Here is a 26,654-nt window from a genome sequence, read left to right as displayed (position 1 = left end):
AGGGGAACTCCCCCTACCCTTCAAGTAGCTTAGCTGCCTCTTTGGCAGTTTTTCCTTCGTGAACTATTGCAGCAATTGCCCTTACAATCTTCTCAGGGTTATCGTGCTGGAACGCGTTCCTACCTATTGAAACCCCCTTAGCTCCAGCCTTCATAGCCCCTTCAACCATTTCAAGAATCTCTACGTCGTTACTCATCTTCGGACCGCCGGCTATCACAACAGGAATGGGGCAGCCTTCCGTAACCTTCCTAAACGTTTCAGGGTCTCCGGTGTAAGCAACCTTAACGATGTCCGCTCCGAGCTCTGCAGCGACCCTTGCACAGTGGGCAACGACTTCAGGGTCAAAGGGATTCTCTATGTGCTCTCCCCTTGCGTACATCATCGCAATTAAAGGCATTCCCCACTCAAGGCACTTCTCTGAAACCTTTCCAAAGTCCTCAAGCATCTTATCTTCGTTCATGTCTCCAAGGTTAACGTGAATAGAAACTCCATCTGCTCCGAGCTTAATCGCCTCTTCAACAGTGCAGACAAGAACCTTAGAGTTTGGTTTGGGAGAGAGATTAGTGCTCGCAGATAGGTGAACTATAAGGCCGACGTCCTTTCCCCTTTTCCTGTGGCCGTGTCTAACAAGCCCTTTATGGATGATTACAGCGTTTGCTCCGCCGTTTGCAACTTTATCAATAGATTTCCTAATGTTTATGATACCGGGAATAGGTCCCATTGAAACGCCGTGATCCATCGGAATAATAACGGTGTTTCCAGTCTCCCTGTTAATAATCCTCTCCATCCTAATAGCTTTTCCTATTTTCATAACGGAAACCTCCGAAAATATTTTCAGGATTTAAGAAATATTCGTGTGGGATTTTACGATATTTTTAAGTGGACTACGCCCTTCCCTCCCCAAAGGGAGGGAAGTAACCTTCGTAGGAGAAGAGGAACTTTTCTATAAAATCACAGAGAACGTGACCTAAAGTTATGTGAACTTCCTGAATCCTTGGCGTTGAAAAGCTCTTAACGATTAAAGGATGGTCAACTAACCCTGCTAACTTACCCCCGTCCCTACCTAAGAAACCTACTGTTAAAACTCCCATTTCCTTTGCCTTCTCAACTGCCCTTACAACGTTTTCTGAGTTCCCGCTGGTGCTTATCCCTATCAGAACGTCTCCTTCTCTCCCGAGTGCCTCAACCTGCCTCTCAAAGATTCTATCAAAAGAGTAGTCGTTTGCAACGGCAGTTAGGATTGAGGTATCGGTAGTAAGGGCAATTGCAGGGAGAGCTCTCCTCTCCATACCAAACCTGCCTACAAGTTCAGCAGCTATGTGCTGACAGTCGGCTGCAGAACCCCCGTTTCCACAGAGGAGTATCTTGTTCCCCTCTTTAACTCTCTCTGCAATCTCCTTGAAGACGGTAAATATCCTTTCACTGTTCTCCTCTATAAATTCCCTCTTTAGATCTGCACTCTCTAAGAAGCTGTAGTAGATAAGCTCCCTCATGCGTTCATCGCCTTAAGGAAGTCTTCGTTTGTCTTATACTTCCTGAGCTTCTCCAAGAGAAACTCCATAGCCTCAACAGGAGACATTGAAGTTAGAAGCCTCCTCAGTATCCAGATCCTGTTGAGCTCCCACTCTGGAAGGAGTAGTTCCTCCTTTCTCGTTCCAGACTTGTGGATGTTTATAGCAGGGAAGATCCTCCTCTCAACTAAGGACCTATCCAAAACAATCTCCATGTTACCGGTCCCCTTAAACTCCTCAAAAATAACGTCATCCATACGGCTTCCAGTCTCAACGAGGGCAGTCGCAAGTATTGTAAGACTTCCACCCTCTTCTATGTTCCTTGCAGCTCCAAAGAACCTCTTAGGCTTGTGGAAGGCGTGGGCGTCAATTCCTCCAGAGAGGATCTTTCCGCTTGGAGGAGTAAGGGTGTTGTAGGCCCTTGCAAGCCTCGTTAGAGAGTCTAAGAGGATAACAACGTCTTTTTTGTGCTCAACGAGCCTCTTCGCCTTCTCAATAACTATCTCTGCAACCTGGGCGTGCCTCTCTGGCGGCTCGTCAAAGGTTGAGGAGATAACCTCGTCGGCCAGTGTGTTCCTCTTCATGTCTGTAACTTCTTCCGGCCTTTCATCTATCAAGAGGATAATTAGATAGGTATCTGGATAGTTTGTTTTTATCGCGTTTGCAATTTTCTGGAGAAGAACTGTTTTACCAGCCCTTGGAGGAGCAACGATAAGACCCCTCTGTCCCTTTCCAACAGGAGTGATGAGGTCAACAACGCGAGTAGATAGCTCTGACGGATCGTGCTCAAGCCTGAACCTCTCCATAGGATGGAGGGGGGTTAACTGGTCAAACTGGGGCCTACTCTTTGCAACCTCAGGAGGTTCCCAGTTTATCGCGTGAACCTTCAAGAGAGCGTAGTACTTTTCCCCCTCTTTAGGTGGCCTTACCTCCCCAGCTATTGTATCTCCAGTTCTTAAGCCAAATTTCCTTATCTGAGAGGGAGAAACGTAAATGTCGTTAGAACTCGGCAGATAGTTGTTCTCCGGAGAACGTAAGAACCCAAATCCGTCGGGAAGAACCTCAAGAACGCCAACCCTAAAGTTGGATCCCCTTCTCTCTGCGTCCTTCTCTAAAATCTTCTTTATCAGCTCCTGCTTCTTTACAGATTTCACCTCAAGTCCTAAAGATTTGGCAATCTTCCTCAGGTCAAAAATGCTCATTTTTTGAAGTTGTTCTAAAGAAAGACCCTCAGCTACATTTTCAGCCATGAACGGCTCCCTCCAAGTAATTTGTTAATATGAAATCTCCTCTCCTTCCCTTCCTCTTCCTGCAACCTTTGAAACCCAAATACTAAGCTCGTAAAGAGCTAAAAGGGGAAGCGCCATCATTACCTGGGAAAAGGCATCAGGAGGCGTAAGAAGTGCTGCTACTATAAATATAACAAGAACGGCAAACTTTCTGTTCCTCTCTAACATCCTGTAATTTATTATTCCGAGTTTTGAAAGCAACCAAACAACGACGGGGAGTAAAAAGACGAAACCAAAGGCAAGTATCATTTGAATAACAAAGGAAACGTAACTACCGATCGTTATCTGCGGTGTAAGTAAATCCCCCATAAAACCTAACAGGAATCTTAAACCAAAAGGAAGGATAACAAAGTAAGCAAAAGAAGCCCCTGAAAAGAAGAAAAGAATAGAAAAGAACATAAACGGGAGAATAAACTTCTTTTCGTGCTCGTAGAGCCCCGGCTCTATGAACTTCCAAACCTGATACAGAACGTATGGAAGGGCTATAAGTATTCCGGCAAAGAACGAGATTTTAAGGGCAGTGAAGAAAGCTTCGGGAGGAGAGAGGAATATGAGTTTACCCTGAAGGTTGGGGGGAAGTGGCCTTTCTAAGAATAGAAGTATTTTCTTCTTAAAAGGCCAAGCAATCAAGAAACCAACAATTATGGCAATAAACGACTTAAAGAGCCTCTGTCGGAGCTCCTCTATATGTTCGGTAACGGGGAACTCCTCTTCAGGGGTCTGATAATTCTTTTCCGGCATTGTTTACTCTTTTTCCTATTCCTTAACTTTTATTTTCTCTACCTTCTCCTCTTCCTTTTTGACCTCAGACTTTGCTACGTTCTCCGTTTTCTTTTCCTCTTTTGACTCCTTCTTCTCCTCTTCCTCGTCAATTATTCCGGCAGAGGCCTTCCTAAACTCGTTTATGGCCTTACCGGTAGAGCGGGCAAGCTCTGGAAGTTTCTTGGGGCCGAATATGAGGAGAGCAATTACTAAAATAATTATAAGCTCTTGAGTTCCGAGACCAAACATCTTTCCTCCGAAAATTTAGGATTTGGTAGCCTCTTTGAGACTTGAAAGGAGTTCTTTTAACTCTGAGAGGTTCCAAGACTCAATCCTCTTTACGAGAGCACTTCCTACAACAAACCCATCTGGACTATTATACATCCGCCTTATGTGTTCCGGTTTAGATATTCCGAAACCAACAACAGTCCTCTTACCTGTTACCCTTTTTACCCTTTCAATATCCTTCTCTATCTCGCTGTAGGCAAGCTTTTCCCTCTCCCCGGTAATTCCTGTAACGGAGACGTAGTAGATAAATTCCCCCGTAGCCTCTCCTATCAGCTTGAGCCTCTCGTCTGTGCTGGTGGGAGCTGCAAGGAAGACGGGAGAGAGCTTTAAAGACTTAACCTTTCTTGAAAAGTCCATTCCCTCTTCTGGGGGAAGGTCTGGAACAATGAAGCCATCTGCCCCTGCAGACTTTGCGTCCCTTATAAACTTCTCCTCCCCATATACAAAAATCGGGTTGTAGTATCCCATCAAAATAACAGGTTTGTCCGTAAACTGTCTCAGCTTTGAAACGAGCTCTAAAACTTTATAGGTATTTGCTCCTGAAAAAAGAGCTCTCTCGTGGGCTTTCTGAATCGTAGGACCGTCGGCCAAAGGGTCAGAGAAGGGCATTCCGACTTCAACCATGTCGGCGTATTCAAGGATCAGTTTAAAGACGTCTAAAGACTTCTCACAGTTAGGGTCGCAGGCAGTGGCGTAGACTATCAGGGGTTTCTCTCCCCTCTTTTCAAGTTCCTCAAAGGTTCTTCTTATCCTTTCCATACCTTCTCCATAGGTAGTAGCATAGGAGAGTTCCAAAGATTAAAAGCAAGGAGGCCAACTTATGGCTAATAATAATTGAAATAGCCTTCTCTATCAAGTTACCCAAAAAAAGGTAGGAAACAGCCCAGAGGAGAGCCCCAATGCCGTTGTAGAGCGTAAACTTTAAGTAATTAGGCTCAAAGGCACCTATTACAACCGGTAGGGTCGGCCTTACAACGGGAAGGAACCTTCCGAAAACGAGGGAGAAGTCCCCCTTCTCCTCAACAAACCTCTTAACCTTCAAAAAGTCTTCCTCCGAAACTCCAAACCTTGATAGAACCTTAGCCAAGTAGTGCTCTCCAAAGTAGTAGCCCATAAAGTATGAAAGCTGATAGCCTAAAAAAGTCCCCAAGGAAACGCAGATAACAAAAGAGAAAGGAGATACAATTCCCTTGGCTACTAAAACAGAGGAGAGTATTAAAACCTTCTCTGCCGGAAGGATTAAACCCAAAAGGAAAGCAGTTTCAAGGAAAGACCAGGCAAAGAGAACAAAACAGGTAAAGTTTGGATGCTCCTCAATAAAGTGAACACTTGAGGTTACAAAGTGGTAGAGGTTAGAGAGCTCCACTTGACACCTTAAGACCTCTAAATTAAACTTCTCAATCGCACAACGGTCAATTATATCAGGAGGTTAAGGTAATGAAAAAGGGAATTCACCCGGAATACAGGGAAACGAGGGTAATTTGTGCCTGTGGAAACACCTGGGTAACAAGGTCAACCAAGTTCCCCGAGATAAGAGTAGAGGTCTGCAACGCCTGCCATCCGTTCTTTACAGGAACCCAGAAGCAAAAAGTTGTAAGGGGTAGGGTAGAGAAGTTCATGGCTAAGTACCAAGGTAAGTACTAAGATGGCAGTGGAGCTCCTCTCAACAACAAAAGACTACCTTAAAGTGATTGCAACGGCGGCCAGGGTTTGCTACTCCGGTCTGCCAGTTGAGGAGCTCCTCTCCCGCTACTCAGAAGAAGATGACAGGGCCCTCATTGAGAGGGTTGTCAGAATGGGGCACCTCTCAGTAGTTGAACACGCTGTCTTTACCTTTAGGGTAGACAAGTCCTTTAAAGAGGAACTCTTTAAAATCCTAATGGAAAAACCCTTTATAAGGGTAAGTGAAAGAGAAAATTCGTTCATAGTTTCATTGAACCTGAGGACTGCGGCAGAGCTCCTTTCAGAGATGCCCCACCTTAAGTTTACAAAGGCGATAGAACCCTTTATTCCAGATTTCGTCAAACCGAAAGGTTAACCGAGATTCCCTCTCCCTTTAAAAGTTCCCTTTTAAAATTCTCTATATCCTCTTTTTTAACCCTTCCTACGAGAAGCGGATTTAAACCAACTGCTTTAAGCCTCTCCTTCAGTTCTGCCTCGTCTAACCTCTTTAGAATCTCTTCACTTGCCCAGTACTCAACAGAAACGTTCTTCCCAAGAAGCTTAAAGAGAGCTCTAAACTCCCCGAGTCCAGTTTCAACCTCAACGAAAGCGGTAGAAACGCCTTCCTTCTCGGCCTTGTAGAAAACTTTTCCCTTGAAGCCATCGTCTATGTAAACGGGAACCTCAAGAACTCCGAGCAGTGAGTAAAGGGAGTAAAGCCCAATTAGTTGGTTAATGAGAGTCTTTAACTCCTCAGCAGAAGGCAGTTTAACTCCTCTATTCTCAAGTTCTGAACGAACTTCAGGCTTTGTCAGCAGGAGAAGTGACAGGAGAAGGTATGGAGAGTAAACCCTTTCAGACGATAAAAAGAGCTTAAACCCCGGCAAGAGCTCCGGATACTCTCTCTCAACTATTGGAAGGAGAGCACTTAAAACATCTTTACTTGGAAACTTTAAGACCTTTGCAAGTAGAGTAGAGAGTTCCCCCTTTAAAACCTCAGAGAGCTTCTTCCCTACCGGATGGACAATTGAGAGCTCTATACTCTCTCCAACCCCCTTTAACCTTAAGAGAACCTCCTCTCCCGGAGTAAATTCCCTGTCAACTTCAAGCCTTGCGGTAAACTCAGAGTTCCCGAGCTTAAACCTTCCTCTTCTTTTCCCCTCGTACCCTAAGAAAACAGCCCTTAAGAGGGTCTCAAACTCTGTAGTGGCCTTTCCTTTTTGCTCTCCTCCGGCTATCTGGGAGAGGAGCTTTTTCATCTCGTAGTAGGAAAAGTTCTCAAGCTTAAGGGGAAGGTCTCTGTGAATCCCCTCTATGGGGATTATTCCCTCTACCCTCCTTATTTCCACAATCCACCTACTTAAAAAGGTCTGTTGAAAGGTAGCGCTCTCCAGTATCGGGAAGGACTGTTACAACTCTTTCTTTAATACCCGTTTCCTTGGCAACCCTTAATGCTACAGCGACGTTTGCACCGGAAGAGATTCCGCAGAGAACACCAAAATCTCTTGCTAAGAGTCTTGAGTAATGCTTTGCTTCCTCGTAGTTAACTTTCTCAACCCTGTCTATCAGTGAAGTGTCTAAAACCTTCGGAACAAACCCTGCCCCTATTCCTTGAATCTTGTGGGAACAGCCACTCTCCCCCAAAAGGACGGCACACCCCTCAGGCTCAACGGCTACGCAGAGACACCTGGGATTCTCCTCCTTAAACCTCTTTGAAATCCCAGTAAACGTTCCTCCCGTCCCGATGCCTGCAACGAAGAGGTTCGGGAGAGTTCCCATCTCCTCAAGTATCTCCCTTGAAGTGGTCTCGTAGTGGACTTTAGGGTTTACAGGGTTCTCAAACTGCCTTGCAGGGAAGAACCTATCGGGCTCGCTCTCAACTAGCTCTCTAACCTTCTCAACCGCCCCCTTCACGCCCTCTGATGCTGGAGTTAAGAGGAGCTCCGTCCCGTAAGCCCTCAAAATCCTCTTCCTCTCATCACTCATGTTCTCAGGCATGGCTATCAGGCACCTGTAACCCTTTGCTGCACAAACAAGTGCAAGGCCAATACCTGTATTTCCGCTGGTTGCCTCAACTACCGTCTTTTCGGGAGTGAGCTCTCCGCTTCTCTCTCCCTCCTCAATAATTGCAAAGGCAACCCTGTCCTTTATAGAACCTCCAGGGTTAAACATCTCAAGCTTTAAAAAGAGCTCCACTCCTTCAATCTCAACTCTTAAGAGGGGAGTGTTTCCAATTGAGCTAAGGATACTTCGCAACAACATCTTCATCTGAAAGCTCCTTTAAGATTAATACCCTCTTTTTCCTCTTCTCAGCCTCCCCTATAACTTTACCAAAGAGACTCTCCTTGAAAACAAAGAAGCCGCTAACGTGTTTTGCCGCCTTCCTAAAGAAAAATTCCGTTAAGCCAAACTCCTCCTTCAGCCAAAGGTATTTCCTCTCAGGAAGTCCCCTTAAAATTTCGTCCCTATACAGAAACCTGATGATGTTCTCCTCAAGGAACTCCCTCAAAAACCTGAGTTTTGAATCCCTCGTTAAGTTCCTTTTAACTGCTGTGTAGAGGTCGTCTGAAGAGGTTAAGTAGTCTGCAACTATCTTTATTATCTCGTTTATCCTGTCTGGAACAACGGAAACGATTCCCCTGTAGGTAATTTTCCTGTGCTTAAACTCAGTTAGGATTTCCCTGGTTGAGCCTTTTAACCGTTGAGAGGAGTCAACAATCCCGCCAACCACGATTAGAGTGTTCTCATCAACTTCCTCGTGGTCAAACTCCTCTTCACCGTTTGGGTCTAAAACTATTACCTGAGAATAAACCGAGATGTCCTCCCTTACGAGAAATGGAACCCTTGGAGAGAAGAAATCCTCAATGAACTTTTTGGCTTCTGAAGTGGCGCTAAAAACAAAGAAGTTTTCGGGAGTAAAGAAGTCCTTAACAACTCCGTAAGCTATCTCAAGCTGAACCATAAGCGATTTCCTTTCTGGCGGAAGGAGCTCTCTAAAAAGAGAAAGGTCAACGGCAAAGTCGGGATATTTCAGCTCAATACCTGAAAAGTCAACAGAGCCCGGTCTTCTAACGACTGCCCCATCGGCCTCAACCTCACCGTTAAAGGCAAGGAGCTCCACCCCGCAACACTCAGTTAGAACCTTCCCCGGTTTTATCGGCTCATCAAAGGCTGAAGAGGGAAAAACGCCGTACTCCCCTTTTACCAGCTTGTAGGAAATCCTGTTAAAGAAGTCTCCCCTTCCCGGGTTAAAGAGGAGTTTCGGCCTTTCTATTCCTTCACACTTTAACTTCTCTGCAACGAAACACTTGGGGCTCTTAAACTTCATAACTCTCCGATTTGATAGAATTTGCTAAGCCTTAGCAGGAGTTTTCCTTAGAGAGTATACTACCCAAAGATTCCCTTTTAGACTACAAAGAGAAGTTTGTAAAACAGAGTAAAGATTTGAAGGAGGAAAAATTGAATAAAGGAATAGCTGAAGTTCCAGGAGTAAAGTGTGGAACTGCTTTTGCAGGTATAAAGAGAACAGAGAAGAGGATAAACAGGCCAGACCTCTTAGTTGTAGTAACCGAAGAGCCCTGCGAGTTTGCTGCAGTCTTTACAAGAAACGACGTTAAAGCTGCTCCAATAAAGGTAAGCATGGAGGTTAAAGGGAAAGTCTCAGGAATAGTTGCAAACAGTGGAAATGCAAACGCCTGCACAGGAGAAAGGGGTATAGCCGACGCTTTAGAGATGGCAAAGCTAACCTCCCAGCTCACCGGAAAGGGAAAGTTCTTAGTGGCCTCAACGGGAGTTATAGGAGAGCCTATGCCTATGGAAAAGGTAAGAAAGGGGATAGCAGAGGCAGTTAAGAACCTTGGAAGTGCTAAAGGAGAAGAGCCTGCAAAAGCGATAATGACGACGGACACTTTCCCAAAGCTCTCCTTCAGAGAGGGAGAAGGATTTGTAGTTGGGGGAATAGCGAAGGGAGCAGGAATGATAGATCCAGCAATGGCTACGATGCTCTCTTTCGTTGCAACAGATGCAAAGGTTCCAAAGGAGCTCCTAGAGAGAGCTCTAAAAGAGGCGGTAGAGGTTTCCTTTAACGCAATAACCGTTGACGGAGATATGAGCACCAACGACTGCGTATTTCTGCTCTCTACCGGTAAGAGCTCTGTTGAGATAACCGAAGAGAACTACTGGGAGTTTAAGGGCGTTCTAACGGAAGTTCTAAAAGAGCTTGCATACCAAATAGTTAAAGACGGAGAAGGAGCGACAAAGGTAGCAAGAATTGTTGTAGAGAAGGCAATGAGTAAGGAGCAGGCAATAGCAGTTTCAAGGAAAATCGCTCTATCTCCGCTTGTAAAGACAGCCATTTTCGGCTGCGATCCCAACTGGGGAAGGATCGCAGCCGCAGCTGGAGCGGCAATGGTCGGAGTTGAAGAGGAGAAAATGGAGATATACATCGGAAACTACCTTCTCTTTAAAGGTAAAAGAGTGGACTACAGAGAAGATGAAGTGGCTAACTACATGAAGGAGAGCGAGGAAATCTTCATAAGAGTCGTTCTAAATCAGGGAGAGAGCTCTTTTGAATACCTAACCTGCGATCTAACCTACGACTACGTGAGGATAAATGCAGAGTACAGAACCTAAACTCTTACTAGTTGATGCTGGGAACACGAGAGTAAAGGGAGCTCTCTACAGTGGCAGAAAGATAGAACCGGTTTTCTCAGTGAAAACGGAAGAGTTTGAGAAAAGGGCTGAGGAACTCTTAACAAAATATAACTTTAGCGATTTAGCCGTAGCCTCCGTCGTTCCGAAAGTCTCAGGAAAGATTAAGGATATCTTCCCAGGAGCTCTCTTCGTCTCGGAAGTTAAAAAACTTCCCTTTAAACACTCTTACAGGGAAAAACCGGGAGAAGATAGGATAGCAAACATCTGCGGCGGTCTTAATTACTCAGAGAGCTTTATAGTTGTAAGCTGCGGAACTGCAACGGTTATTGACGTAGTAGTAGATAGAGAGTTTATTGGGGGATACATACTTCCGGGTATCCAAACGATGGCAGAGTGCCTCTCTGTAAAGGGAGCTCTACTTCCGAATGTCAATCTAACCGAACTCTCAGAAAAAGTTGGGAGTTCAACGGTTGACTGTATAGTTTCGGGAATTACCGTCTCAACAGTTGGAGCAGTGGAGAGGGTAAAGAACCGGTTTAAGTTGCCTCTCCTTATAACCGGAGGATTCGGAGAGTTAATCTCTAAATTAACCGAAGGAAGATTCATCAGAACACTAACTTTTGAGGGACTTCTTAAACTGTGGAAGGCTAAAAAGGGGGAGCTCCCCCCTTAAAGAACCTATTTACCGAAGATCTCCTTAGCAGCAGCTTTAAGTGCAGCGTCGTTGTTTTTAACAGCAGCCATCATCGGGTTTGTTGACTTCTTAGCAGCTTCAACTAAAGCTTTAGAGTTTTTAAACTTAGCCTTTAACTGTTCTTTAGAAGGGGCTAATGAACCGTTGTGACATCCAGCACACTGGGTCTGCCAAACTCCGGCTGAAGCGGAAGCTACCATGAGAGTTACAACTGCGAGAGCTCCGAAAACTCTCCTCATTCTCTACCTCCTTAGTAAAGTTTCATTGATATCAAACTATTTTGATTTAGAGCTGTTGGCAACAATTAGAAAATTTTAATCATATTTGCTTCTCCTTCAGAGGAGAAACTCTAAGAACCCCTTTATCTCTCCAGACGAAGTTAAGAGCATTTGTAGGACAGGCATTAACGCACTCAGCACAGTTCCAGCAGTAGATAGATTGGCTTTCACCGACGCTCGGTTTAATTCCCATAGGACACCTTGTATCACACACCTTACAGCCAACACATCTGCTGGCATCATAGTGAATAACAAGCTGTCTCTTTTTGGCAATTAAGGCGAGAGTAGCCCCAAGTGGGCAGAAGTAACGGCAGAACATCCTTCTTGTAGGAAGGTTCATAAGGAGAACCAAAACAACAATTAAAATCTCAACTGTTATATGTTTGTAGAAAACGTAGAACATCGTCTCCCTACCTACTAACCCCGGAGGAGACCACCAAACGAAAAGAGGGTAGCCGATAATCATCGTTAAGAGGAGCTCTGTAACGAGGGTAAACCAGAGAAGCCTTTTTGGAAGCTTTATCAGGTCTGGCCTGTACTCCAGTTTCGTTCCCCATTTAGGAATAAGACCCAAAATTTTGTCGGTAAGGAGGGAAAGAAACTCAATAGGGCACATCCAACTACAGAAAACCCTTCCCATGAGAAAAGCAAGTGTTACAGGGACTACCATTCCGACCAAAGAGGGCATGTAGAAGGCTTTAGCAGTTAGAATTGATTCTATTCCTTCAAGAGGAGAAACTACCCAGAGGTTTCCAACTCCAAGGGACTGAAACCAACCTTGAATGAAGTTAATATCCCAGTAATAGTTTGTAAAAGGGTTCCCAACAACCGTAATGAAGCAGGCAGTTAAGAAAAGGTAACGCCAGAAAGTTATTCTTTTCCAGAAACTTTTTTTCAAACCTTTACCTGCCAACTTACCACCTCTTTAGGATTTCTTGATGTCCTCAAGCTTAATTTCTTTAATTTTCTTCCACTTAATCGGCATTATTGTTATGGCTTTTTTACCTTTATTTTCATACCAGGTATCTGCAATACAAGAGTAAGCACAGATACCGCAACCGGTGCAATACTCTTCAACTATGTAAGGTCTAAAGTCGTGGTCAATCTTTATCGCAACTCCAGAAAAGGGACAGACCGAGAAGCAGGTCTTACACATAAGCCCCGTTTTATCCTGCTGCCAGGTAACGCAGATCTGCCTATTTATTACTGCAACTCCCATTCTAACGTCTTCTTTAGCACAAGGAACTAAAGAACCAGTAGGGCAGACGTAAACACACTTCATACAGAGGTAGCAGGGCTTTTCCATAACGTTTATGTAGGGAGTACCTGAAAACACTCCACCTTCTTTAACGTCAAAATACTTTATACAGTGGTAAGGGCAGACTTCTCCACACCTTCCACACCTAATACACTTCTGAGCAAAGTGGTCCTCTGGAACTGCTCCCGGAGGGCGAAGGATGTTAGGACCAATTGGGGATTTCACCATCGTTTTCGGGTTTTTCAGTTTTGAAAGGTCACAGGAGGAGGAGAGAGCTCCAGATAGAAAAGCCCCAAGGGTAACCTTTATAAAGTTTCTTCTACTTTCAGTGGCTCTCTTTTTCCCCATTTTCATCTTCTCCAAGCCAGGCTTTTTCTGCCTCTTTTTCAGCTTTTCTTAAACCTCTAAACGGATTGATAGGATAGATTTCCCCTTTTCCAATCTTTTCAAACTCATCCAAAAAGTGAGCCTCGACAACTGCCATCTGCAAAACACCATCTATAGCTTTAATTTGTCTTTCAATCTGCTCAAGCTCAGAGTAACGTTCTGCATCAAGAACAACGATTATGTGGTAGGCGTTTTCCTCCTCTTTTAGCCCCCCGCCGTAAACCTCAACACCTGGAATTGAGAGGAGTTCCTTCTCAACCTCTTTTCCCCTCTCAGGAAGGGCCGTAACAACGCAGCTGACTATCGGCATAAAACACCTCTCTTAAGCTTTCATTATATTCGGGAAGTTAAATGTAGTGTAGAAAATAATAAGGGAGGGGCCTTAAAACCCCTCCCTAAATGATTACTTCTGGTTCGGATCAAGCTCAGCGTTGTGGAGGTAACCACCTTTAACCTTAACGAGCTTAACAAGGTACTGCTTGAGAGGTTGAGCAGGAGCGTACTTCTTGATGCGGCAAGCACAGATCTTAAACTCAGGCTGCTTGGAGCCTGGGTCAAAGGCATCAAGAGTACAGAAGTTGATCATCCTGCTCTTATCCTGGTCGTACCAGTAGACGAAGACCATTCCCTCCATCGGACCTTCGTCTGTAGAAATTCTTGCAGGGAGAATGTTTTTACCGCGGCGTGTTTCTACAAGGACAAGGTCACCTGGATTGATTCCAAGACGCTGAGCGTCTTTCGGGTTGATCTCAACCCAAGCGTACGGGTAGTCGGAAGCAAGCTCTGGAATACGACCGGTCATTGAGCCGGTGTGCCACATGTCAATAACCCTACCTGTTGAGAGAACAAACGGATACTCAGCATCTGGTGGCTCGGCAGGACCCTTGTAAGGCCTGAGCCAGATCCAGAACTTGTGATCCTTGTGTAGGTGACCGTAGTCAACAACTTTCCAACCTTCAAGATGGTGCTTCTTAACAAACTCAGTAGCAAGTGGGTCTTTTCCTACAACAAACCTTCTAAGTATTCCGCCCTTCCTTGCAATCTCAACCGTTGGAGCAGGCCACTGAACACCGTCTGGCCTTTCAAGTAGAACTTCGTACGTAGCACCTGCAAGCGTAGAGTCTCTACCCTTAGTTACGTGCTGAGCGTATTCTGTCCAAACAGCCTTAGCGAGCTCCCACCAAGGATCCTTCTTAGCAGCCTCAATGAACGGAGCTACACACTGATAAACGGTATGAGCCCTTGCACGGAGTTTAGGATCACGTTCCTTCTTAAGCTTCTTAGAAAGAACTTGTGCAAACTCAACGATGATCTGGAGTTCCGGCTTAGTCATACCTGGAGCCTTAACTGCAACAGGAGTTAGCTGTGAACGACGCTCTGTACAACCGTAAACTCCAGTTTTCTCAAAGTGGAACGGTGTTGGAAGGATAAGGTTGGCAAACTCCGTTGTCCTTGTCGGGAATATCTCGTTAACAACTACGAATACGTCGTCTCTTGCAAACCCTTCCCTGAACCTTCTCATGTTTGGAAGGGACTGAAGCGGAGAGGTTTCCTCAATCCAAATGAAGTGGATAGGCTTAAGGCCCGGGAACCTCTTCCTGTCCTGCTCGGTGTAGGAGATAGCAGAGAACATCTTAACTGTGTGGTATCCGGGCTTTGGAGGGATAGTTCCCTTAGGAACTCCCCAAATCTTCTCAAGGCTTTCTCTGTCCTTCGGATTCTTAACAACTCTGTGTCCTGGGAGAATGTGACACAGTCCACCACCTTCACGAACACCACCACAAGCGTTTGGCTGACCTGTAAGCGAAAGGGCGTCTGCACCGTCTTTACAGACGTTTCCTGTTAAGAGGTGGAGGTTTGTAACGAGGTTGTTAACCCAAACTCCACGAGTCCTTTGGTTTAGACCCATCGTCCAAATAGAAACTGTTCTCGTTGTAGCAAAACGCCTTGCAACCTGACGAATCATATCTGGAGTAATGTTTCCACCACAGATCTGAGCTGCATACTCAGGAGTGTATTTCTCTAAGAACTTCTTATACTCCTCAAAGGAAACCTCATGACCAATGAGGGGAACTTTATCCTTTCCTTTCGTATAAATGTGGAAGGAACAATACTTGTTTACGAACTCTTTATCGTAAAGTCCTTCGTTAACAATTACATGAGCAATAGCATTCAAAAGAGCAAGGTCTGTTCCCGGTTTAAACTGCATGTGGATGTCTGCAATTTTAGAGGTTGGTGAAACCCTTGGGTCAACGTTTATAACCATATAACCATTCGGGTTCTTAAGCTTGTTATGCATAATACGGCGGTAGAGAATTGGGTGACACTCAGCAGTGTTTGAACCGATGATGAATACAGTTTGAGCCTTATCAAAATCGGCATATCCACCTGCCGGCTCGTCTGTTCCATAGGAAGTTAAGTAACCACCAACTGCAGATGCCATACAGAGCCTTGGGTTACCTTCCACGTGGTTTGTCCCAATACACCTAAAGAGCTTCTGGAACAGGTAAGTTTCCTCTGTTAGAGCTTGACCGGAACCGTAGTAGGCAATTCCAGACCAACCAAACGGTGTCCACTCTCCCTTCTTAATAGCTTTAATCATTTCATCAGCAATAATTTCATAAGCCTTCTCCCACGAGATCGGCTTGAAAGGCTCCTTCTTGCTCTTTCTGTAAAGAGGTTGAGTAAGCCTGTCCGGATGCCTAAAGATCTTGTAGAAGAGCATTCCTTTCATGCAGAGGAAACCAAAGTTGATGGCAGAGTCCTTCTCTCCCCTAATAACTGCAGGTTTCCCATTTTTAAAACCGAGCCATACTTTACAACCTGTTCCACAGAAACGGCAAACCCCTCTTACCCAAGTGTAACCCCCTTCTTCCTTATAAGCAGGAGACTTCTTAACCTCTTCGGGAATCCTCATTAAGTTTTCACCAGCAGAAGCAGACTCTCCAAGGGTAACCCCGTCTGGATTTATCCTAAGATTTATTCCAACAAGAGATGCTGCCGTTAGAGCAGCGCTCCTCTTGAGGAAATCCCTCCTTCTAATTCCCATCGTACCCTCCTTTAATTAATACTGTTGTGGGTTAAAGTCTTTTGCAGTTTTAATGTTCTTTACACCGTTACCGTGAAACTCAAAGATGTGAGCTTCGTGGCAGTCCCAGCACTTAGCACCTGGTTTCTTCTGCTGCATAGTAACAACTTCCTGGTAGTGACAAGCCATACACTTTGTAATTGGAGGAACCTTGTGGAAGTCGTCAAAAGTTCCGTGACACTGGAAGCAACGAACATGGTTAATTGCGTGCTTAGAGTGTGCCCATTGCTGGTAAACCTTAGGTGTTACTTTCTGGTGACACACTCTGCACTGTTGCTGTTGAGGTGGTAAATTTGCAATCACGTTTGGCGGAACTGGGTGCTGGTCTGCCATTGCCAGCCCGCTTCCAGCCATCATTAGGCCGGCTAGCAGTGATAGTGTTTTAACCTTCACTTTGCACCTCCCCTATTAGAAAGTTCTATTCGTGCCCCTCTTTACTATTTGATCCTACTCCTTTTTTACTGAAGAATTCTTTCAACTTCTCCTCAAAGTTAAATCCGTGACCGACATACCAGTGGCAAGTTAAGCAATCTCCCTTAATCCTTCCAGACTTGAGTTTTTCGTGCATAACGTTGTCGGGAAGGTTAGTGTGGCAACGTTCACAGTTAGAAACGAAAACGTAGTGTTCCCTTTCTTTTCTCTTTTCAAGCCAATGCTCAAGGTCATCGGCATACCCGCCTTTAAAGTAGTGCCCAATTGCATCGTTCGTTCCAAACTTTGTTTTGTTGATTAAATAAGCCAAAACGCTTGTGTGGGGTAAGTGGCAGTCTGCACATCCCGCCCTGATTGCCCCTCCCTTATTTCCAAGGGGACCGTGAGGGCCTGTTTCCCAAGCCTCAAACATTGGCTTCATCTCGTGGCAGGAGCCGCAGAACTCAGGTTCCGCCGTGTTCTCAATCATCTGGGCAGAAATGAGAGCCCCCACTCCAGCAACTACAATACCTACAATTCCTCCCACTATGAAGGCTTTAGTTTTCTCCGTCACTTCCACCCCCTTCTCTCATAGTTTATAAGGAATTTCTTATGAATCAATATAATTTTACCTGAATTCTATTCAACTTTCAATAGTTGTCATCTTCAAAGTAAGACTTAAGTTCCTTCACTTCCTTGCCGTTTGGGTTTATAGAAACCATTTCTGAATAACACTTAAATGCGCTATCAAAGTCCTTTTTACTGATGTAACCTTTAGCTGCCTCATAGTAAAGTTTGTAAGCTTTTTCCTTATTTTCTTCTATGTCTGATACAACAGCTTCCATATAAAGAAGTCGGGGATCGTTAGGTTTACAGTACTTCTTAGCCTCTTTTACCTCATCAACAGCCTCAGAGTAATCCGAGGCTGTTATGTACTGGTCGGCAAAGAGAAGGTGGCGGGTGCAGAGGTCAAGCTTTTTCGGGTCAGTAGGGGAGGAAAGTGGGAGCTCCTGTGAACCCCCTCCAGAAATTTTCTGTTCTAGAGGGGAAGGTTGAGGTTGAAATGGAGAATTAAGCGAAATTTCCCTTTGAGCTGTTCCACATGAAGCAAGAGTAGATACTAAAAACAGGGAAAGAATACTTTTACGCATCTTTTCTATTTTTTCCTTGCAGAAGTTTTAAATACTTTGATTTGGGATTGAGTAACTTTAATCTCTTTACAACTTCCCTATAACCTGAAATATCTCCCTGCTTTTTTAACAGTAAAGCAGCCTTGTAGTAAGCCTCTTCAGCTGCAGAAGAATCCTTTGAAGCTCCTTCACTTAGAACGCCACTGTATAAGTTCCCCAACTGATAGTAAGCTATAGCGTTGTTTGGATCAATTTTAACTGCTTCTTGAAACTCTTCCACTGCTTTTCTCAGGTAAGCCAACCTTTCTTTATCCAACTTCTCTGAAGCCTTTTGAGCTTCAGCAGTTAGTTTATCTAAGTCTTTCTCCTCTAATCCCATTTTTTTAATGAGACTTTCATAGTTCTTCCTATCTTTTTCAGAAAAGTCATCGGGAAATAGTTTTTTCTTACTATAGAGGTTCATTAACTCACTTATTTGAAAAAAATCAAATCCTCTTTTTTCAAGCTTTTCATAAAATTCCTTATAAACCTTTTTAACCGAATCGTCTTTTAAGTTCAGTGATTTCTTAAAGTAAAGCATACCCAAAAGAAGATGGAGGTCTGATGCAACGGACTTTACGCGAGGATCTCTTAACTTTGCATCTTTTTGAACAGCATTAGGTATTACAGCGTTAGGGTTTTTCTTTAAAAAAGGCTCTATTTCCTTTAAAGCTTTTTGTGCTTTTTCTATTCCTGCATCATACTTATGATTGTGGTACTCCCTATAAATACAGTAAAAATAAACAGGAGGATTTTTTAGAAAACTTGAGGGACAAGTAATTTTCTTTTCTATGTTCTGATCAAAAGTTACTTCTTTTGCTTTTATAGAAGGAGAAACTGAAAGAAGAGCTACTAAAAGAGTAATTAATGCTTTTCTCAAGATAACCTCCATGGGGGATATTGAAGGAATGGGGGAAATAAAACTCCCCCACTATTGAACACAAGATATTACTGAGCAGATTCACCATAGCGCTTAACGTAGAACTCAGCAATCTTCCTGAGCTCAGACTTTGGCATACCCTTGAACCACTTGTGCTCAGGAGTGTTGAAGAGCTTCTTCTTGAATTTAGACCAGTCTCTTTTATCCTTACTACTTCCCTTCTCAGCAACGATCTTGTCTGCTTCAGGAAGGATCTTAAAGTAGAAGTTGTAAGCAACTTCAAAGAGACCGTGCCAGTGTGTCCAGTCTGGAGCCATCATAGCAGCACCGTGACGTGCCCTACGACCTTCGTGGTGCCATAAGAGGAAGTAATCCCACTCAATCTTATCGTTAAATGGTGTCGGATCAATGAGGTGCCTGCTCTTGAGGAATTTCATAACTTCAGCTGCAGGCTTAGCAAACTTGTTGTTATAGAGGTTTACGAGATTATCAAACTGGTAGTAAAAACCTTCTACCCAAGCCCTTTGGTGGCAAGCAGCACAAACCTTCTTCATCTCAGCACGCTTAGCCTGCCAGTTAGGCTTGTGCTTGGAGATTGGTGGACGGAGTGTCCAGGAGAGCCTTGCTCCAACGTCGTGTGTAGCCTTAGCTCCAGTTACAGAAGCTCCCATGTGGCAAGTTACACAGTTTGGAGCTTGATAGTAGTCTTCTCCGAGAACCCACTTAGCCCTGTCAAGGGTTTGTTCAATTTCAGAGAGGTGAGCTTTGTAAGTAATACCGTGCTTGGAAAGTTCCCAGATCTCAATCTGCGGATGGTCAGGTCCTTGGTGACACTTACCGCAAGTGTCAGGCTCACGAACTTGCTTCAGGCTGAAGCTGTGCCTGAAGTGGCAAGCAGCACAGTTACCCTTGGAACCGTCTGGGTTAATCCTTCCAACACCTTCGTTTGGCCACGGACCAAGAACAGGCATTCCGTTCTTAACAGGAATAACCCTACCGTGACACTGCGCACAACCGAGGTTAAAGAGAGGCTCACCCTCAACGATCCTACCAAGGACATTGTCAAGAGAACCTACGAAGTGAGCTGCATCTGCGTGGTAGGACTGTGTAACCTCTTTTGCTTCTGTTGGGTGACACTTACCACAGTCAAGGGGAGATACGATAGTGGAGATTGTGAACCCAAAGTGTTGGAATGCGTCCTTGTCGCCCTTGTTGGCCGTGTGACACTCGTAACATCCAACTCCTGCATCGGCGTGCTTGCTCGTCGACCACTGCTGAACGAGAGCAGGGTTCATTCCCTTGTGACATCCAAGACACGCCTGAGACTCTTTAGAGATGTTTCTCAGGGCTGCTTGAGAATCGGTAGTATTAAGACCAATTACTGCTGCTGCAGCAAAGGTTACAGCAAGCAGCCCTGTGCGAAGCTTGCTGAGCTTCCCCTTCATGCTCCCCTCCTTTTGCAAGATTAGTGTTCCATTCATTTTAAGATTTTAGTCACTAATATTTTATATGTCAAGTCAATTATTTGTTTGAAATATTCAGGTTTTATTATCGTTTTAAACCACGGAACGAATTAGAGGAAGTGTTACATCATCAGTAGTTATGTTTAGGAAACCAAGGTCTATACAGGGTTTGTTACTGCCGTGGAAGTCTGAACCTCCGGTGGTGTAGAGGGAGAGCTCTTTTACCATCTCCCTAAAGGCCCTTACCTGAGAAGGTTTATGCTTGTAGTGGTAAACCTCCACTCCGGTCAAACCTTCCTCCTTTGCCTTTTTGAAAAAGCAGAAAACTTCCTGAAGGGTTAACTTCATCGTAACTGGATGTGCTACTACCGAAAGCCCTCCTGCCTCCCTAATTAAGGAAAAGATTTCTCTGTAGTCCATTTTCTCTCTTTTTACTTTAAAGGAAGAGAGGAAGTCTATGGCCGTTTCCCTATCGTTAAAGTAGCCTGCGTCAATTAGAACTTTCGCTACGTTGGGCTTCCCAAAGTTCTCCCCAAACCGCTTAACCATATTATCATAGTTAACAGCGTAGCCTGCCTCCTCTAACTTAGCGCAGAGCTCCCTGTTTCTCTTAATCCGGGAGTTCCTAAAAAACTCCGTCAACTGCCTTATTGAGTCAGACTCTGGATCAAAGTGGTAGCCTAAGATGTGGAGCTCCCTTTTACCCCCTCCTAAGAAAGAGGTATCTGCAGTAACTTCAATTCCAGGAATAACTGTAACTCCTAACTCTTTTCCCTTTGAAATGGCTTCTTTAAGGCCTGAAACCGTGTCGTGGTCTGTTAAGGCGAGGTAGGTTATTTCCTTCTCTTTCGCAAGCTCAACAATTTCTGAAGGAGTCAGAGTTCCGTCTGAAGCCGTTGAGTGGCAGTGTAGATCTACTTTCTGCAAAGGAAAGCTATCCATTCTCCTTCTCCCTTTTCAGAAACCGGTTTAAACCCCACCCTCTCAAGCTCCTTTAAGAACTCCTCCCTCTGACTCTTTAGAATACCTGAAAGTATTGCCGTATCTTTCGTTTTAACGTAAATACCTTCAAGCAGCGGAACCAACAGGTGTTTCTCTATGTTCGCAACAACGACGTCAAAGTCTCCGTTTACCCTATCAACACTTCCCTGAACGAACTCTATTCCGGAAACGCCGCTTAAAGATGCGTTTCTCTCAACTTCCTCCTCTACCCCTTCCTGAACGTCACAGGCTACAACCTTTTCTGCTCCGAGCTTTTTAGAAAGGATTGAGAGGATTCCGCTTCCCGTTCCCACGTCTAAAAGTGAAGTCCCCGGTCTAACGACGTCCTCCATAAAGTTCATAACAAGCCTGGTTGTTTCGTGAGTTCCGGTTCCAAATCCCCTTCCCGGGTAGATGTAGATAACTACTGCCCCTTCAGGCTCTTTGAACTTTCCCTTCTTCCAAGAGGGAACGACCCAGACTCTCTCAGAAACCTTTACGGGTTTGTAATACTTTTTCCACTCAGAGTTCCAGTCCTTCTCTCTTAGCCTCGTTTCTGAAACGAGAAACTGCCTTAAATCCTCTGGAAGTTCAAAACTGGAAGGAGAGTAAACCTTAAAGAGAACCTCTTTCCCCTCCTCCAAAACTTCCGTTCCCAGAGCTCCCTCACTAAAAAGCCTCTCAACTAAAACGTCAAACAGCTCAACCGGAACTTTCAGAGTAAACTCTCTATACTCCAACGTAGACCCTCTTTACCCTTGGACTTATTGAACACATAAGCTCATAGGGAATCTTCCCAAGCTTCTCAGAAACCGATTTAAAAGTAATTCCTTCTCCGTATAGAGTGGCAATATCTCCCTTCTCTACAGAAAGTCCTTCAACCGATACAACCGTCATATCCATACAGACCCTTCCCCTTACAGGACACCTCTTCTCCTTTATGAGGACTTCTCCCCTGTTTGAGAGCTCCCTCGGATAGCCGTCTGCGTAACCAAAGCTGATAACGGCAACCTTTTCCCTTCTCTTAGTCCTGTAGGTTTTTGAGTAGGAAACCGGGAAGTTAGGGGGGAGCTCCTTAACAGTCAAAACCTTTGCCTTTACCTCCATAACTTGACGAAGTTCAGGGTAGTTTTGAAAGGAAGAAGCTCCGTAGAGGGAAAGGCCAACTCTACAGTGAGTAAGAACATCGTTTAAGCCAAGTAGAATGGCGGCGCTGTTTTCGGCGTGAACTTGAAGGTTCGGAAAGAGTTTTTTCAGCTCAAGAACAAAGGACTTAAACTCTTTAAGCTGAAAGAGTGTGAACTCCTTGTCTTCGTCTGCAGAGGAAAAGTGAGTCATTACCCCTTTAACCGGAAGGCCTTTTGCTTCCGAATAAAGCCTTTCCCAGTCGCCTTTCAAAAATCCTAGCCTTCCCATTCCAGTATCAACCTTTAAGTGGAAGGGAACTTTTAGCTCTCTTGCAAGGAAGAGCTCCCCAAAGTCGTAAACAACCGGTGTTAAGTCATAATCTTTCAGGTAGTTTCTACCTTCCTCTAAGGTTGAGGACATAACTAAAATTGGCCTCTTTACTCCTGCCTCCCGGAGCTCTGCCCCCTCCTCGTAGGTTGCAACGGCAAAGCCGTAAACGTCTGTGTTCTTTTCAAGGAAGGTTGCAACTTCCCTACTTCCGTGGCCGTAGGCGTTTGCCTTGACAACTGCATAAACCTTTTTCTTACAGAGGGACTTTACGGTTCTATAGTTAAAGAGGAGCCTTTCAAGGTAAACTTCAGCCCACCTAAGCATTTACCACCTTTTTAACTAAGAGCTTGTTGCCCTTAACGTCAACAACCTTTACCCTGTCTCCGTAGTGGAGCTCCTCTTCCGCATAGGCGTTCCAGACCTCCTCACCGGCAGCTCCAAGGGGAAACCGGACTTCATACGTAAAGTCGTCAATTTTTTTTATTACGACTCCTTCCTGAGAGCGGAGCTCCGACAGAACGTCCCGGGCACCTTTAACTCCCTTTATATACTTGAAAGAGACCCAGTATAAAGCGGCAGAAATTAGCACAAAAGTAATAAACGAGGCCAAAAACGACGGATAAAAAATGTATAGAACTCCAGAAACTATAAGGGCAACCCCTAAGGGAAATATGTAGGCCGTAAAGGTAAAAGCCTCTAAAACGAGAAGGAGAACTCCGACGATAACCGAGAGAGCTCCCAGATTAAGACTCACGTTTCCTCCCAAGGAGCTCCAGCAAACTCTCTACAGACGGCGGAAGGAGAACAACCTTACTGTTCTGTGAGTTTGCCACCTTCTCAACAGACTTCACAAAGTCGTTTCCGATTAAGAGCTTTCCTGCAAGCTCAGGGCTTCCGACGGCTTCTGAAACGCTCCTAATGGCGTTTGCCTGAGCCTGACCTATCCTCTCTATAGCCTCAGCCTCCTGCCACTTTGCAAGTTTGTAACCTTCTGCCTCAAGCTCCGCAGCCTTTTTCTTACCTTCAGCTTCCGTAATCATTGCCCTCTTCTTCCTGTCTGCCTCTATCAGCATACTCATCGCTTGAACGATGTTTGCAGGAGGCTCAATCTCCTTCACCTCAACCCTGTTAATGAGAATTCCCCAGGTAGAGGAAGCTCCCTGAAGGACCTCTTTAATCCTTGCGTTTATCTTCTCTCGAGAGGAGAGAATCTCGTCAAGCTCCATACTTCCAACAATGTCCCTCAAGTTCGTCTGAACAGTTTGGACAATTGCGTATTCAAGGTTTTCAATGTTGTAAACGGCATCTTCGGGCTTTATAACGGTGAAGTAGCAGACTGCGTCAATTCTGACAACAACGTTGTCTTTTGTAATTACTTCCTGCTTAGGTATATCAAGAACCTGTTCTTTAAGGCTTACCTTTGCCCTTATTCTGTCTATAAAAGGAACGATAAAGTGAAGTCCTGCCGTCAGCGTCCTGTGGTATTTTCCAAGCCTTTCAACTATCCAGGCCTCTTTCTGGGGAACAATTTTTACAGACGAGGCTATCAGGATAACCAAAAGAACTAATAGAACTATCAGAAGAGGAACTAAGTTCTCCAAAGACCACCTCCTCTGACCGTATTATACAATTGCCCCAGCCAAAAAGGATTAAAGGAGGAAAAGAGTATGAGACCTGTTAGAGCTCTCATCTCAGTTTCGGATAAAACGGGAATTGTTGAATTCGCAAAGGCCCTTTCAGAACTTGGAGTTGAGATAGTTTCAACTGGAGGAACTGCAAAACTTTTAAAGGAAAACGGAATTCCTGTAAGGGAGATTTCAGACCTGACAGGCTTTCCGGAGATAATGGAGGGAAGGGTAAAAACGCTCCACCCGAAAGTTCACGGTGGAATACTTGCCGACAGGTCTAAAAATGAACATTTAAAGGCGATGAAAGAGCTTGAGATAGAGCCGATAGACATGGTCGTTGTTAACCTTTACCCGTTTAAGGAGACGGTTGCAAAGGGCGCAGACCTTGACGAGATAATTGAGAACATAGACATCGGCGGCCCGACGATGGTAAGGGCTGCAGCAAAGAACTTTAAACACGTCGCAATAGTTACAGACCCTTCAGACTACGATAAAATAATTAAAGAACTGAAGGAAACGGGAGAAATTTCCCTTAAAACCCGATTCCACCTTGCAAGGAAGGCCTTCAACTTAACAGCCCACTACGATGCCTTAATATCAGACTACCTCTTCAGCATTGACGAGGAAGGGAAGCCCGTTTCCTGCAGGGAGCTCCGAAACCCACTTACGATAACCTTTGAGAAGGTTCAAGACTTAAGATACGGAGAAAACCCACACCAGAGAGGAGCTTTCTACAGAGAAATCTTCGTAAAGGAACCCTGCGTAACGAGAGCAGAAAAGCTCCACGGAGAGAAGGAGCTCTCATTCAACAACATCTACGACTTAGACGGAGCTCTCAACTTAGTCCTTGAGTTTGATCCTGAAAAAGAGGGAACCGCCTGTGCAATCATAAAACACGCAAACCCCTGCGGAGTAGCCCTCGGAAAGACTCCGGAAGAGGCCTACGAGAAGGCTCTAAAAGTTGATCCGGTTTCGGCCTTCGGCGGAATAATAGCCTTCAACTCTAAAGTAACGTCTGAAGCAGCAAAGCTTATAACTGAAAGGTTCTACGAGTGCATAATTGCTCCGGACTACGACGAAGAAGCTCTTGAGATACTGAAAACCAAGAAAAACCTGAGAGTCTTGACTACAAAAGGTTTAGAGGGAATAGAAAGAAGAGGTCAAGACTCCCACTTTGACTACAGAAGAGTCGTTGGAGGGCTTTTAGTTCAGGACAGAGACCTTATAACAGTTGACCCGGAGAAGCTAAAGGTTGTAACCGATAGAGAGCCAACGGAAAAGGAGTGGGAGGACCTCCTCTTTGCATTTAAGGTTGTTAAGTGGGTCAAGTCAAACTCCGTCGTTTACGCTAAAGACAGAGTTGCAGTTGGAATTGGAGTTGGGCAGACATCAAGAGTAGATTCAGCCCGCTGTGCCGCCGAGAAGGCAAGGCTGATGGGCTTAGACCTTTCAGGCTCAGTCCTTGCATCAGAGGCTTTCTTCCCCTTCAGGGACAGTATAGACAAAGCGGCAAAGGTCGGAGTAACGGCAGTTATCCAACCGGGAGGCTCAATCAGAGACAAAGAAGTTATAGAGGCAGCAAACGAACACGGAATGGCAATGGTATTTACAGGAATAAGACACTTTAGACACTAAAATGTAACTGGGAGCTCCTTAAACTTTCAAAGTTAAAACTGTTAGTTCTCAAACTTAAAAGGCAGGAGCTCCCTCCTATTCTGTTCAAAAACACCGTTTTTAAATAGTGATACCTTGATGTTTTTTGGTTTGTTTTTGGTTGTGTCAATAATTTTGTGTAAGCCACTTAGGAATACCTCCTGAGGAACATTTCCTGAATCTCCTCATTGACTCTAAGGTTTGCTTTACCACTTCTTTAACGAGGTCTGATAAAATCTTCTGTAGTTCCATTTTTGCCTCCTGGGGTTGGTATTTGTGGGGTATTTCCCAGGAGGTTATCCCTTTTCTCAAGCTTACACAAAATATCACGCTGGGTGAGAAAATAAAATAGGATAAAAGCAAAACCTTTTTAATCACCAAACATCTCTTCAACACTCAAATCTTTATAGTATTTATAGTTGTTAAATTGTGGATCCTTTCCCCGTTTCCATTCATCCCGTAAAAGCATTAAGAGTTTTCCCAGGTGGTTTTCGCCTCTTCGTAAGTTGAGATCATACCCCCAGTAGGTATCCCGCCAAGTATTAAATTCTGCCAAAGGCCCCTCAATTTGTAAAAGTTTTTTGAGGAGATAAGGGTGTTGAGAAAACTTAAGTTTTAATACATCAAACATCACTTTGAGCTTTATTTCATCCCAATCTTCCCTTACTGGGAGTTTCCTTGTCATTTTTTTTGCTTTAAATGGGTGCATTTTAGCAAATCTATCTATATATTCTTCCCGCAAATTATGGGGGAGTTTAGAAAATTGATAAAGATTTTCGCTTGCTCGAAACATTCTATTAAAAGCAAAAATAGGATATTGGCGCATATTGCTTAAAAATTCCAATCCTTTCTGATGTGTAAAAATAGTATATGGCTTTTGGCGCATAAAAAACCTCCTAAATGTATTTTTTAAATATAAAAATTACTCTGGGTGAGAAATTAGAGGTTAGCATAGGAAGCGACCCCCAAAGCGGTAAGAATAGTAAGCTTCTTTCTCCAACCGCTTAGCTCCATACATATACCTTACCTTTGCAAATAACCCCTCTATTACCTATCGTTTCTTCTTTTCCTCTTCCGTTGGCTTACAAGTATCAGCATTCCAAGTTAAATCTACTATTAATTGGAATAACTCTCCCTCCAT

32 protein-coding genes are annotated in these 26,654 nt (G+C 44.5%); 5 read left to right on the top strand and 27 right to left on the bottom strand.

Annotation, left to right across the window (positions count from 1 at the left end; translation table 11 throughout):
- Nucleotides 1-13: 13 nt before the first annotated feature.
- The 7 genes from ACZ424_RS07790 to ACZ424_RS07760 form a co-directional block, all read right to left on the bottom strand.
- A complete protein-coding gene (locus ACZ424_RS07790; RefSeq protein ID WP_464904411.1) occupies nt 14-811 on the bottom strand; it encodes a 2-amino-3,7-dideoxy-D-threo-hept-6-ulosonate synthase in 798 nt (265 codons plus the stop codon).
- Between the two features lie 73 nt (nt 812-884).
- Entirely contained in the window at nt 885-1,493 is a 609-nt protein-coding gene (gmhA, locus tag ACZ424_RS07785) for a D-sedoheptulose 7-phosphate isomerase (RefSeq protein WP_464904410.1), read from the bottom strand.
- Nucleotides 1,490-2,761, bottom strand: coding sequence for a transcription termination factor Rho (gene rho / locus ACZ424_RS07780; RefSeq protein WP_464904409.1), 1,272 nt, complete (start codon nt 2,759-2,761; stop codon nt 1,490-1,492). Before rho ends, gmhA begins: the two co-directional genes overlap by 4 nt.
- 24 nt (nt 2,762-2,785) lie before the next feature.
- Entirely contained in the window at nt 2,786-3,541 is a 756-nt protein-coding gene (gene tatC / locus ACZ424_RS07775; protein WP_464904408.1) for a twin-arginine translocase subunit TatC, read from the bottom strand.
- 15 nt (nt 3,542-3,556) lie between these two features.
- Nucleotides 3,557-3,811: a twin-arginine translocase TatA/TatE family subunit gene (gene tatA / locus ACZ424_RS07770; RefSeq protein ID WP_464904407.1), complete on the bottom strand. Its 255-nt coding sequence runs from the start codon at nt 3,809-3,811 to the stop codon at nt 3,557-3,559.
- Between the two features lie 15 nt (nt 3,812-3,826).
- Nucleotides 3,827-4,609 carry a tryptophan synthase subunit alpha gene (gene trpA, locus ACZ424_RS07765; RefSeq protein ID WP_464904406.1) on the bottom strand — a complete coding sequence of 261 codons (783 nt, stop codon included), beginning with the start codon at nt 4,607-4,609 and terminating at the stop codon, nt 3,827-3,829.
- Nucleotides 4,584-5,216, bottom strand: coding sequence for a DedA family protein (locus ACZ424_RS07760; protein ID WP_464904405.1), 633 nt, complete (start codon nt 5,214-5,216; stop codon nt 4,584-4,586). Before ACZ424_RS07760 ends, trpA begins: the two co-directional genes overlap by 26 nt.
- Before the next feature lie 71 nt (nt 5,217-5,287).
- On the opposite strand from ACZ424_RS07760, the gene rpmE reads away from it, so the two are divergent.
- Complete coding sequence (gene rpmE / locus ACZ424_RS07755) at nt 5,288-5,494, top strand: 50S ribosomal protein L31 (protein WP_464904404.1); 207 nt, start codon at nt 5,288-5,290, stop codon at nt 5,492-5,494.
- Nucleotide 5,495: 1 nt separating this feature from the next.
- Nucleotides 5,496-5,888, top strand: coding sequence for an FAD-dependent thymidylate synthase (locus ACZ424_RS07750; RefSeq protein ID WP_464904403.1), 393 nt, complete (start codon nt 5,496-5,498; stop codon nt 5,886-5,888).
- On the opposite strand, the gene ACZ424_RS07745 is transcribed toward ACZ424_RS07750, so the two are convergent.
- The 3 genes from ACZ424_RS07745 to ACZ424_RS07735 are packed head-to-tail and all read right to left on the bottom strand — an operon-like array spanning nt 5,872 to nt 8,840.
- On the bottom strand, nt 5,872-6,861 hold the full coding sequence (locus tag ACZ424_RS07745; protein ID WP_464904402.1) for a hypothetical protein: 990 nt from the start codon (nt 6,859-6,861) through the stop codon (nt 5,872-5,874). The genes ACZ424_RS07750 and ACZ424_RS07745 overlap by 17 nt on opposite strands.
- Nucleotides 6,862-6,868: 7 nt before the next feature.
- Nucleotides 6,869-7,780 carry a cysteine synthase A gene (gene cysK / locus ACZ424_RS07740; RefSeq protein WP_464904401.1) on the bottom strand — a complete coding sequence of 304 codons (912 nt, stop codon included), beginning with the start codon at nt 7,778-7,780 and terminating at the stop codon, nt 6,869-6,871.
- The gene (locus ACZ424_RS07735) at nt 7,752-8,840 is read right to left on the bottom strand and encodes a tRNA (guanine-N1)-methyltransferase (protein WP_464904400.1); all 1,089 of its coding nucleotides are present in this window, start codon (nt 8,838-8,840) and stop codon (nt 7,752-7,754) included. Before ACZ424_RS07735 ends, cysK begins: the two co-directional genes overlap by 29 nt.
- A 131-nt stretch (nt 8,841-8,971) precedes the next feature.
- On the opposite strand from ACZ424_RS07735, the gene argJ reads away from it, so the two are divergent.
- Nucleotides 8,972-10,144: a bifunctional glutamate N-acetyltransferase/amino-acid acetyltransferase ArgJ gene (gene argJ, locus ACZ424_RS07730; protein WP_464904399.1), complete on the top strand. Its 1,173-nt coding sequence runs from the start codon at nt 8,972-8,974 to the stop codon at nt 10,142-10,144.
- On the top strand, nt 10,125-10,838 hold the full coding sequence (locus tag ACZ424_RS07725; protein ID WP_464904398.1) for a type III pantothenate kinase: 714 nt from the start codon (nt 10,125-10,127) through the stop codon (nt 10,836-10,838). The genes argJ and ACZ424_RS07725 overlap by 20 nt, the downstream gene beginning before the upstream one ends.
- 5 nt (nt 10,839-10,843) lie before the next feature.
- On the opposite strand, the gene ACZ424_RS07720 is transcribed toward ACZ424_RS07725, so the two are convergent.
- The 15 genes from ACZ424_RS07720 to ACZ424_RS07650 form a co-directional block, all read right to left on the bottom strand.
- Entirely contained in the window at nt 10,844-11,098 is a 255-nt protein-coding gene (locus ACZ424_RS07720; protein WP_464904397.1) for a hypothetical protein, read from the bottom strand.
- Nucleotides 11,099-11,177: 79 nt separating this feature from the next.
- Entirely contained in the window at nt 11,178-12,050 is an 873-nt protein-coding gene (locus ACZ424_RS07715; protein ID WP_464904396.1) for a 4Fe-4S binding protein, read from the bottom strand.
- 12 nt (nt 12,051-12,062) lie between these two features.
- On the bottom strand, nt 12,063-12,743 hold the full coding sequence (locus tag ACZ424_RS07710) for a 4Fe-4S dicluster domain-containing protein (RefSeq protein ID WP_464904395.1): 681 nt from the start codon (nt 12,741-12,743) through the stop codon (nt 12,063-12,065).
- Nucleotides 12,721-13,092, bottom strand: a complete 372-nt coding sequence (locus ACZ424_RS07705; RefSeq protein WP_464904394.1) for a chaperone NapD — start codon at nt 13,090-13,092, stop codon at nt 12,721-12,723. The genes ACZ424_RS07710 and ACZ424_RS07705 overlap by 23 nt, the downstream gene beginning before the upstream one ends.
- A gap of 93 nt (nt 13,093-13,185) precedes the next feature.
- Entirely contained in the window at nt 13,186-15,831 is a 2,646-nt protein-coding gene (locus tag ACZ424_RS07700; protein ID WP_464904393.1) for a molybdopterin oxidoreductase family protein, read from the bottom strand.
- A gap of 15 nt (nt 15,832-15,846) precedes the next feature.
- Nucleotides 15,847-16,263, bottom strand: coding sequence for a hypothetical protein (locus ACZ424_RS07695; protein WP_464904392.1), 417 nt, complete (start codon nt 16,261-16,263; stop codon nt 15,847-15,849).
- A gap of 25 nt (nt 16,264-16,288) precedes the next feature.
- On the bottom strand, nt 16,289-16,855 hold the full coding sequence (locus ACZ424_RS07690) for a cytochrome c3 family protein (protein ID WP_464904391.1): 567 nt from the start codon (nt 16,853-16,855) through the stop codon (nt 16,289-16,291).
- Between the two features lie 76 nt (nt 16,856-16,931).
- Nucleotides 16,932-17,432, bottom strand: coding sequence for a hypothetical protein (locus ACZ424_RS07685; protein ID WP_464904390.1), 501 nt, complete (start codon nt 17,430-17,432; stop codon nt 16,932-16,934).
- Complete coding sequence (locus ACZ424_RS07680; protein ID WP_464904389.1) at nt 17,425-18,330, bottom strand: tetratricopeptide repeat protein; 906 nt, start codon at nt 18,328-18,330, stop codon at nt 17,425-17,427. The genes ACZ424_RS07685 and ACZ424_RS07680 overlap by 8 nt, the downstream gene beginning before the upstream one ends.
- A 68-nt stretch (nt 18,331-18,398) precedes the next feature.
- Nucleotides 18,399-19,775 carry a multiheme c-type cytochrome gene (locus tag ACZ424_RS07675; protein ID WP_464904388.1) on the bottom strand — a complete coding sequence of 459 codons (1,377 nt, stop codon included), beginning with the start codon at nt 19,773-19,775 and terminating at the stop codon, nt 18,399-18,401.
- Between the two features lie 111 nt (nt 19,776-19,886).
- On the bottom strand, nt 19,887-20,735 hold the full coding sequence (locus tag ACZ424_RS07670; RefSeq protein ID WP_464904387.1) for a PHP domain-containing protein: 849 nt from the start codon (nt 20,733-20,735) through the stop codon (nt 19,887-19,889).
- The gene (locus tag ACZ424_RS07665) at nt 20,708-21,514 is read right to left on the bottom strand and encodes a 50S ribosomal protein L11 methyltransferase (RefSeq protein WP_464904386.1); all 807 of its coding nucleotides are present in this window, start codon (nt 21,512-21,514) and stop codon (nt 20,708-20,710) included. Before ACZ424_RS07665 ends, ACZ424_RS07670 begins: the two co-directional genes overlap by 28 nt.
- The gene (gene alr, locus ACZ424_RS07660; protein WP_464904385.1) at nt 21,504-22,556 is read right to left on the bottom strand and encodes an alanine racemase; all 1,053 of its coding nucleotides are present in this window, start codon (nt 22,554-22,556) and stop codon (nt 21,504-21,506) included. Before alr ends, ACZ424_RS07665 begins: the two co-directional genes overlap by 11 nt.
- On the bottom strand, nt 22,549-22,986 hold the full coding sequence (locus ACZ424_RS07655) for an NfeD family protein (RefSeq protein WP_464904384.1): 438 nt from the start codon (nt 22,984-22,986) through the stop codon (nt 22,549-22,551). Before ACZ424_RS07655 ends, alr begins: the two co-directional genes overlap by 8 nt.
- Nucleotides 22,976-23,833, bottom strand: a complete 858-nt coding sequence (locus ACZ424_RS07650) for an SPFH domain-containing protein (protein ID WP_464904383.1) — start codon at nt 23,831-23,833, stop codon at nt 22,976-22,978. The genes ACZ424_RS07655 and ACZ424_RS07650 overlap by 11 nt, the downstream gene beginning before the upstream one ends.
- A gap of 66 nt (nt 23,834-23,899) precedes the next feature.
- Between ACZ424_RS07650 and purH the strand changes: the two genes are divergently transcribed.
- On the top strand, nt 23,900-25,495 hold the full coding sequence (purH, locus tag ACZ424_RS07645; protein WP_464904382.1) for a bifunctional phosphoribosylaminoimidazolecarboxamide formyltransferase/IMP cyclohydrolase: 1,596 nt from the start codon (nt 23,900-23,902) through the stop codon (nt 25,493-25,495).
- 144 nt (nt 25,496-25,639) lie between these two features.
- On the opposite strand, the gene ACZ424_RS07640 is transcribed toward purH, so the two are convergent.
- Together ACZ424_RS07640 and ACZ424_RS07635 are read right to left on the bottom strand one after the other, a co-directional pair.
- Entirely contained in the window at nt 25,640-25,765 is a 126-nt protein-coding gene (locus ACZ424_RS07640) for a hypothetical protein (protein ID WP_464904381.1), read from the bottom strand.
- A gap of 118 nt (nt 25,766-25,883) precedes the next feature.
- Nucleotides 25,884-26,399 carry an NADAR family protein gene (locus ACZ424_RS07635; protein WP_464904380.1) on the bottom strand — a complete coding sequence of 172 codons (516 nt, stop codon included), beginning with the start codon at nt 26,397-26,399 and terminating at the stop codon, nt 25,884-25,886.
- Nucleotides 26,400-26,654 lie beyond the last annotated feature (255 nt).

The organism is Thermovibrio ruber, from assembly GCF_055380895.1.
Note: the sequence above shows the minus strand (reverse complement) of the source record. Positions and strands in the feature narration are given on the sequence as shown.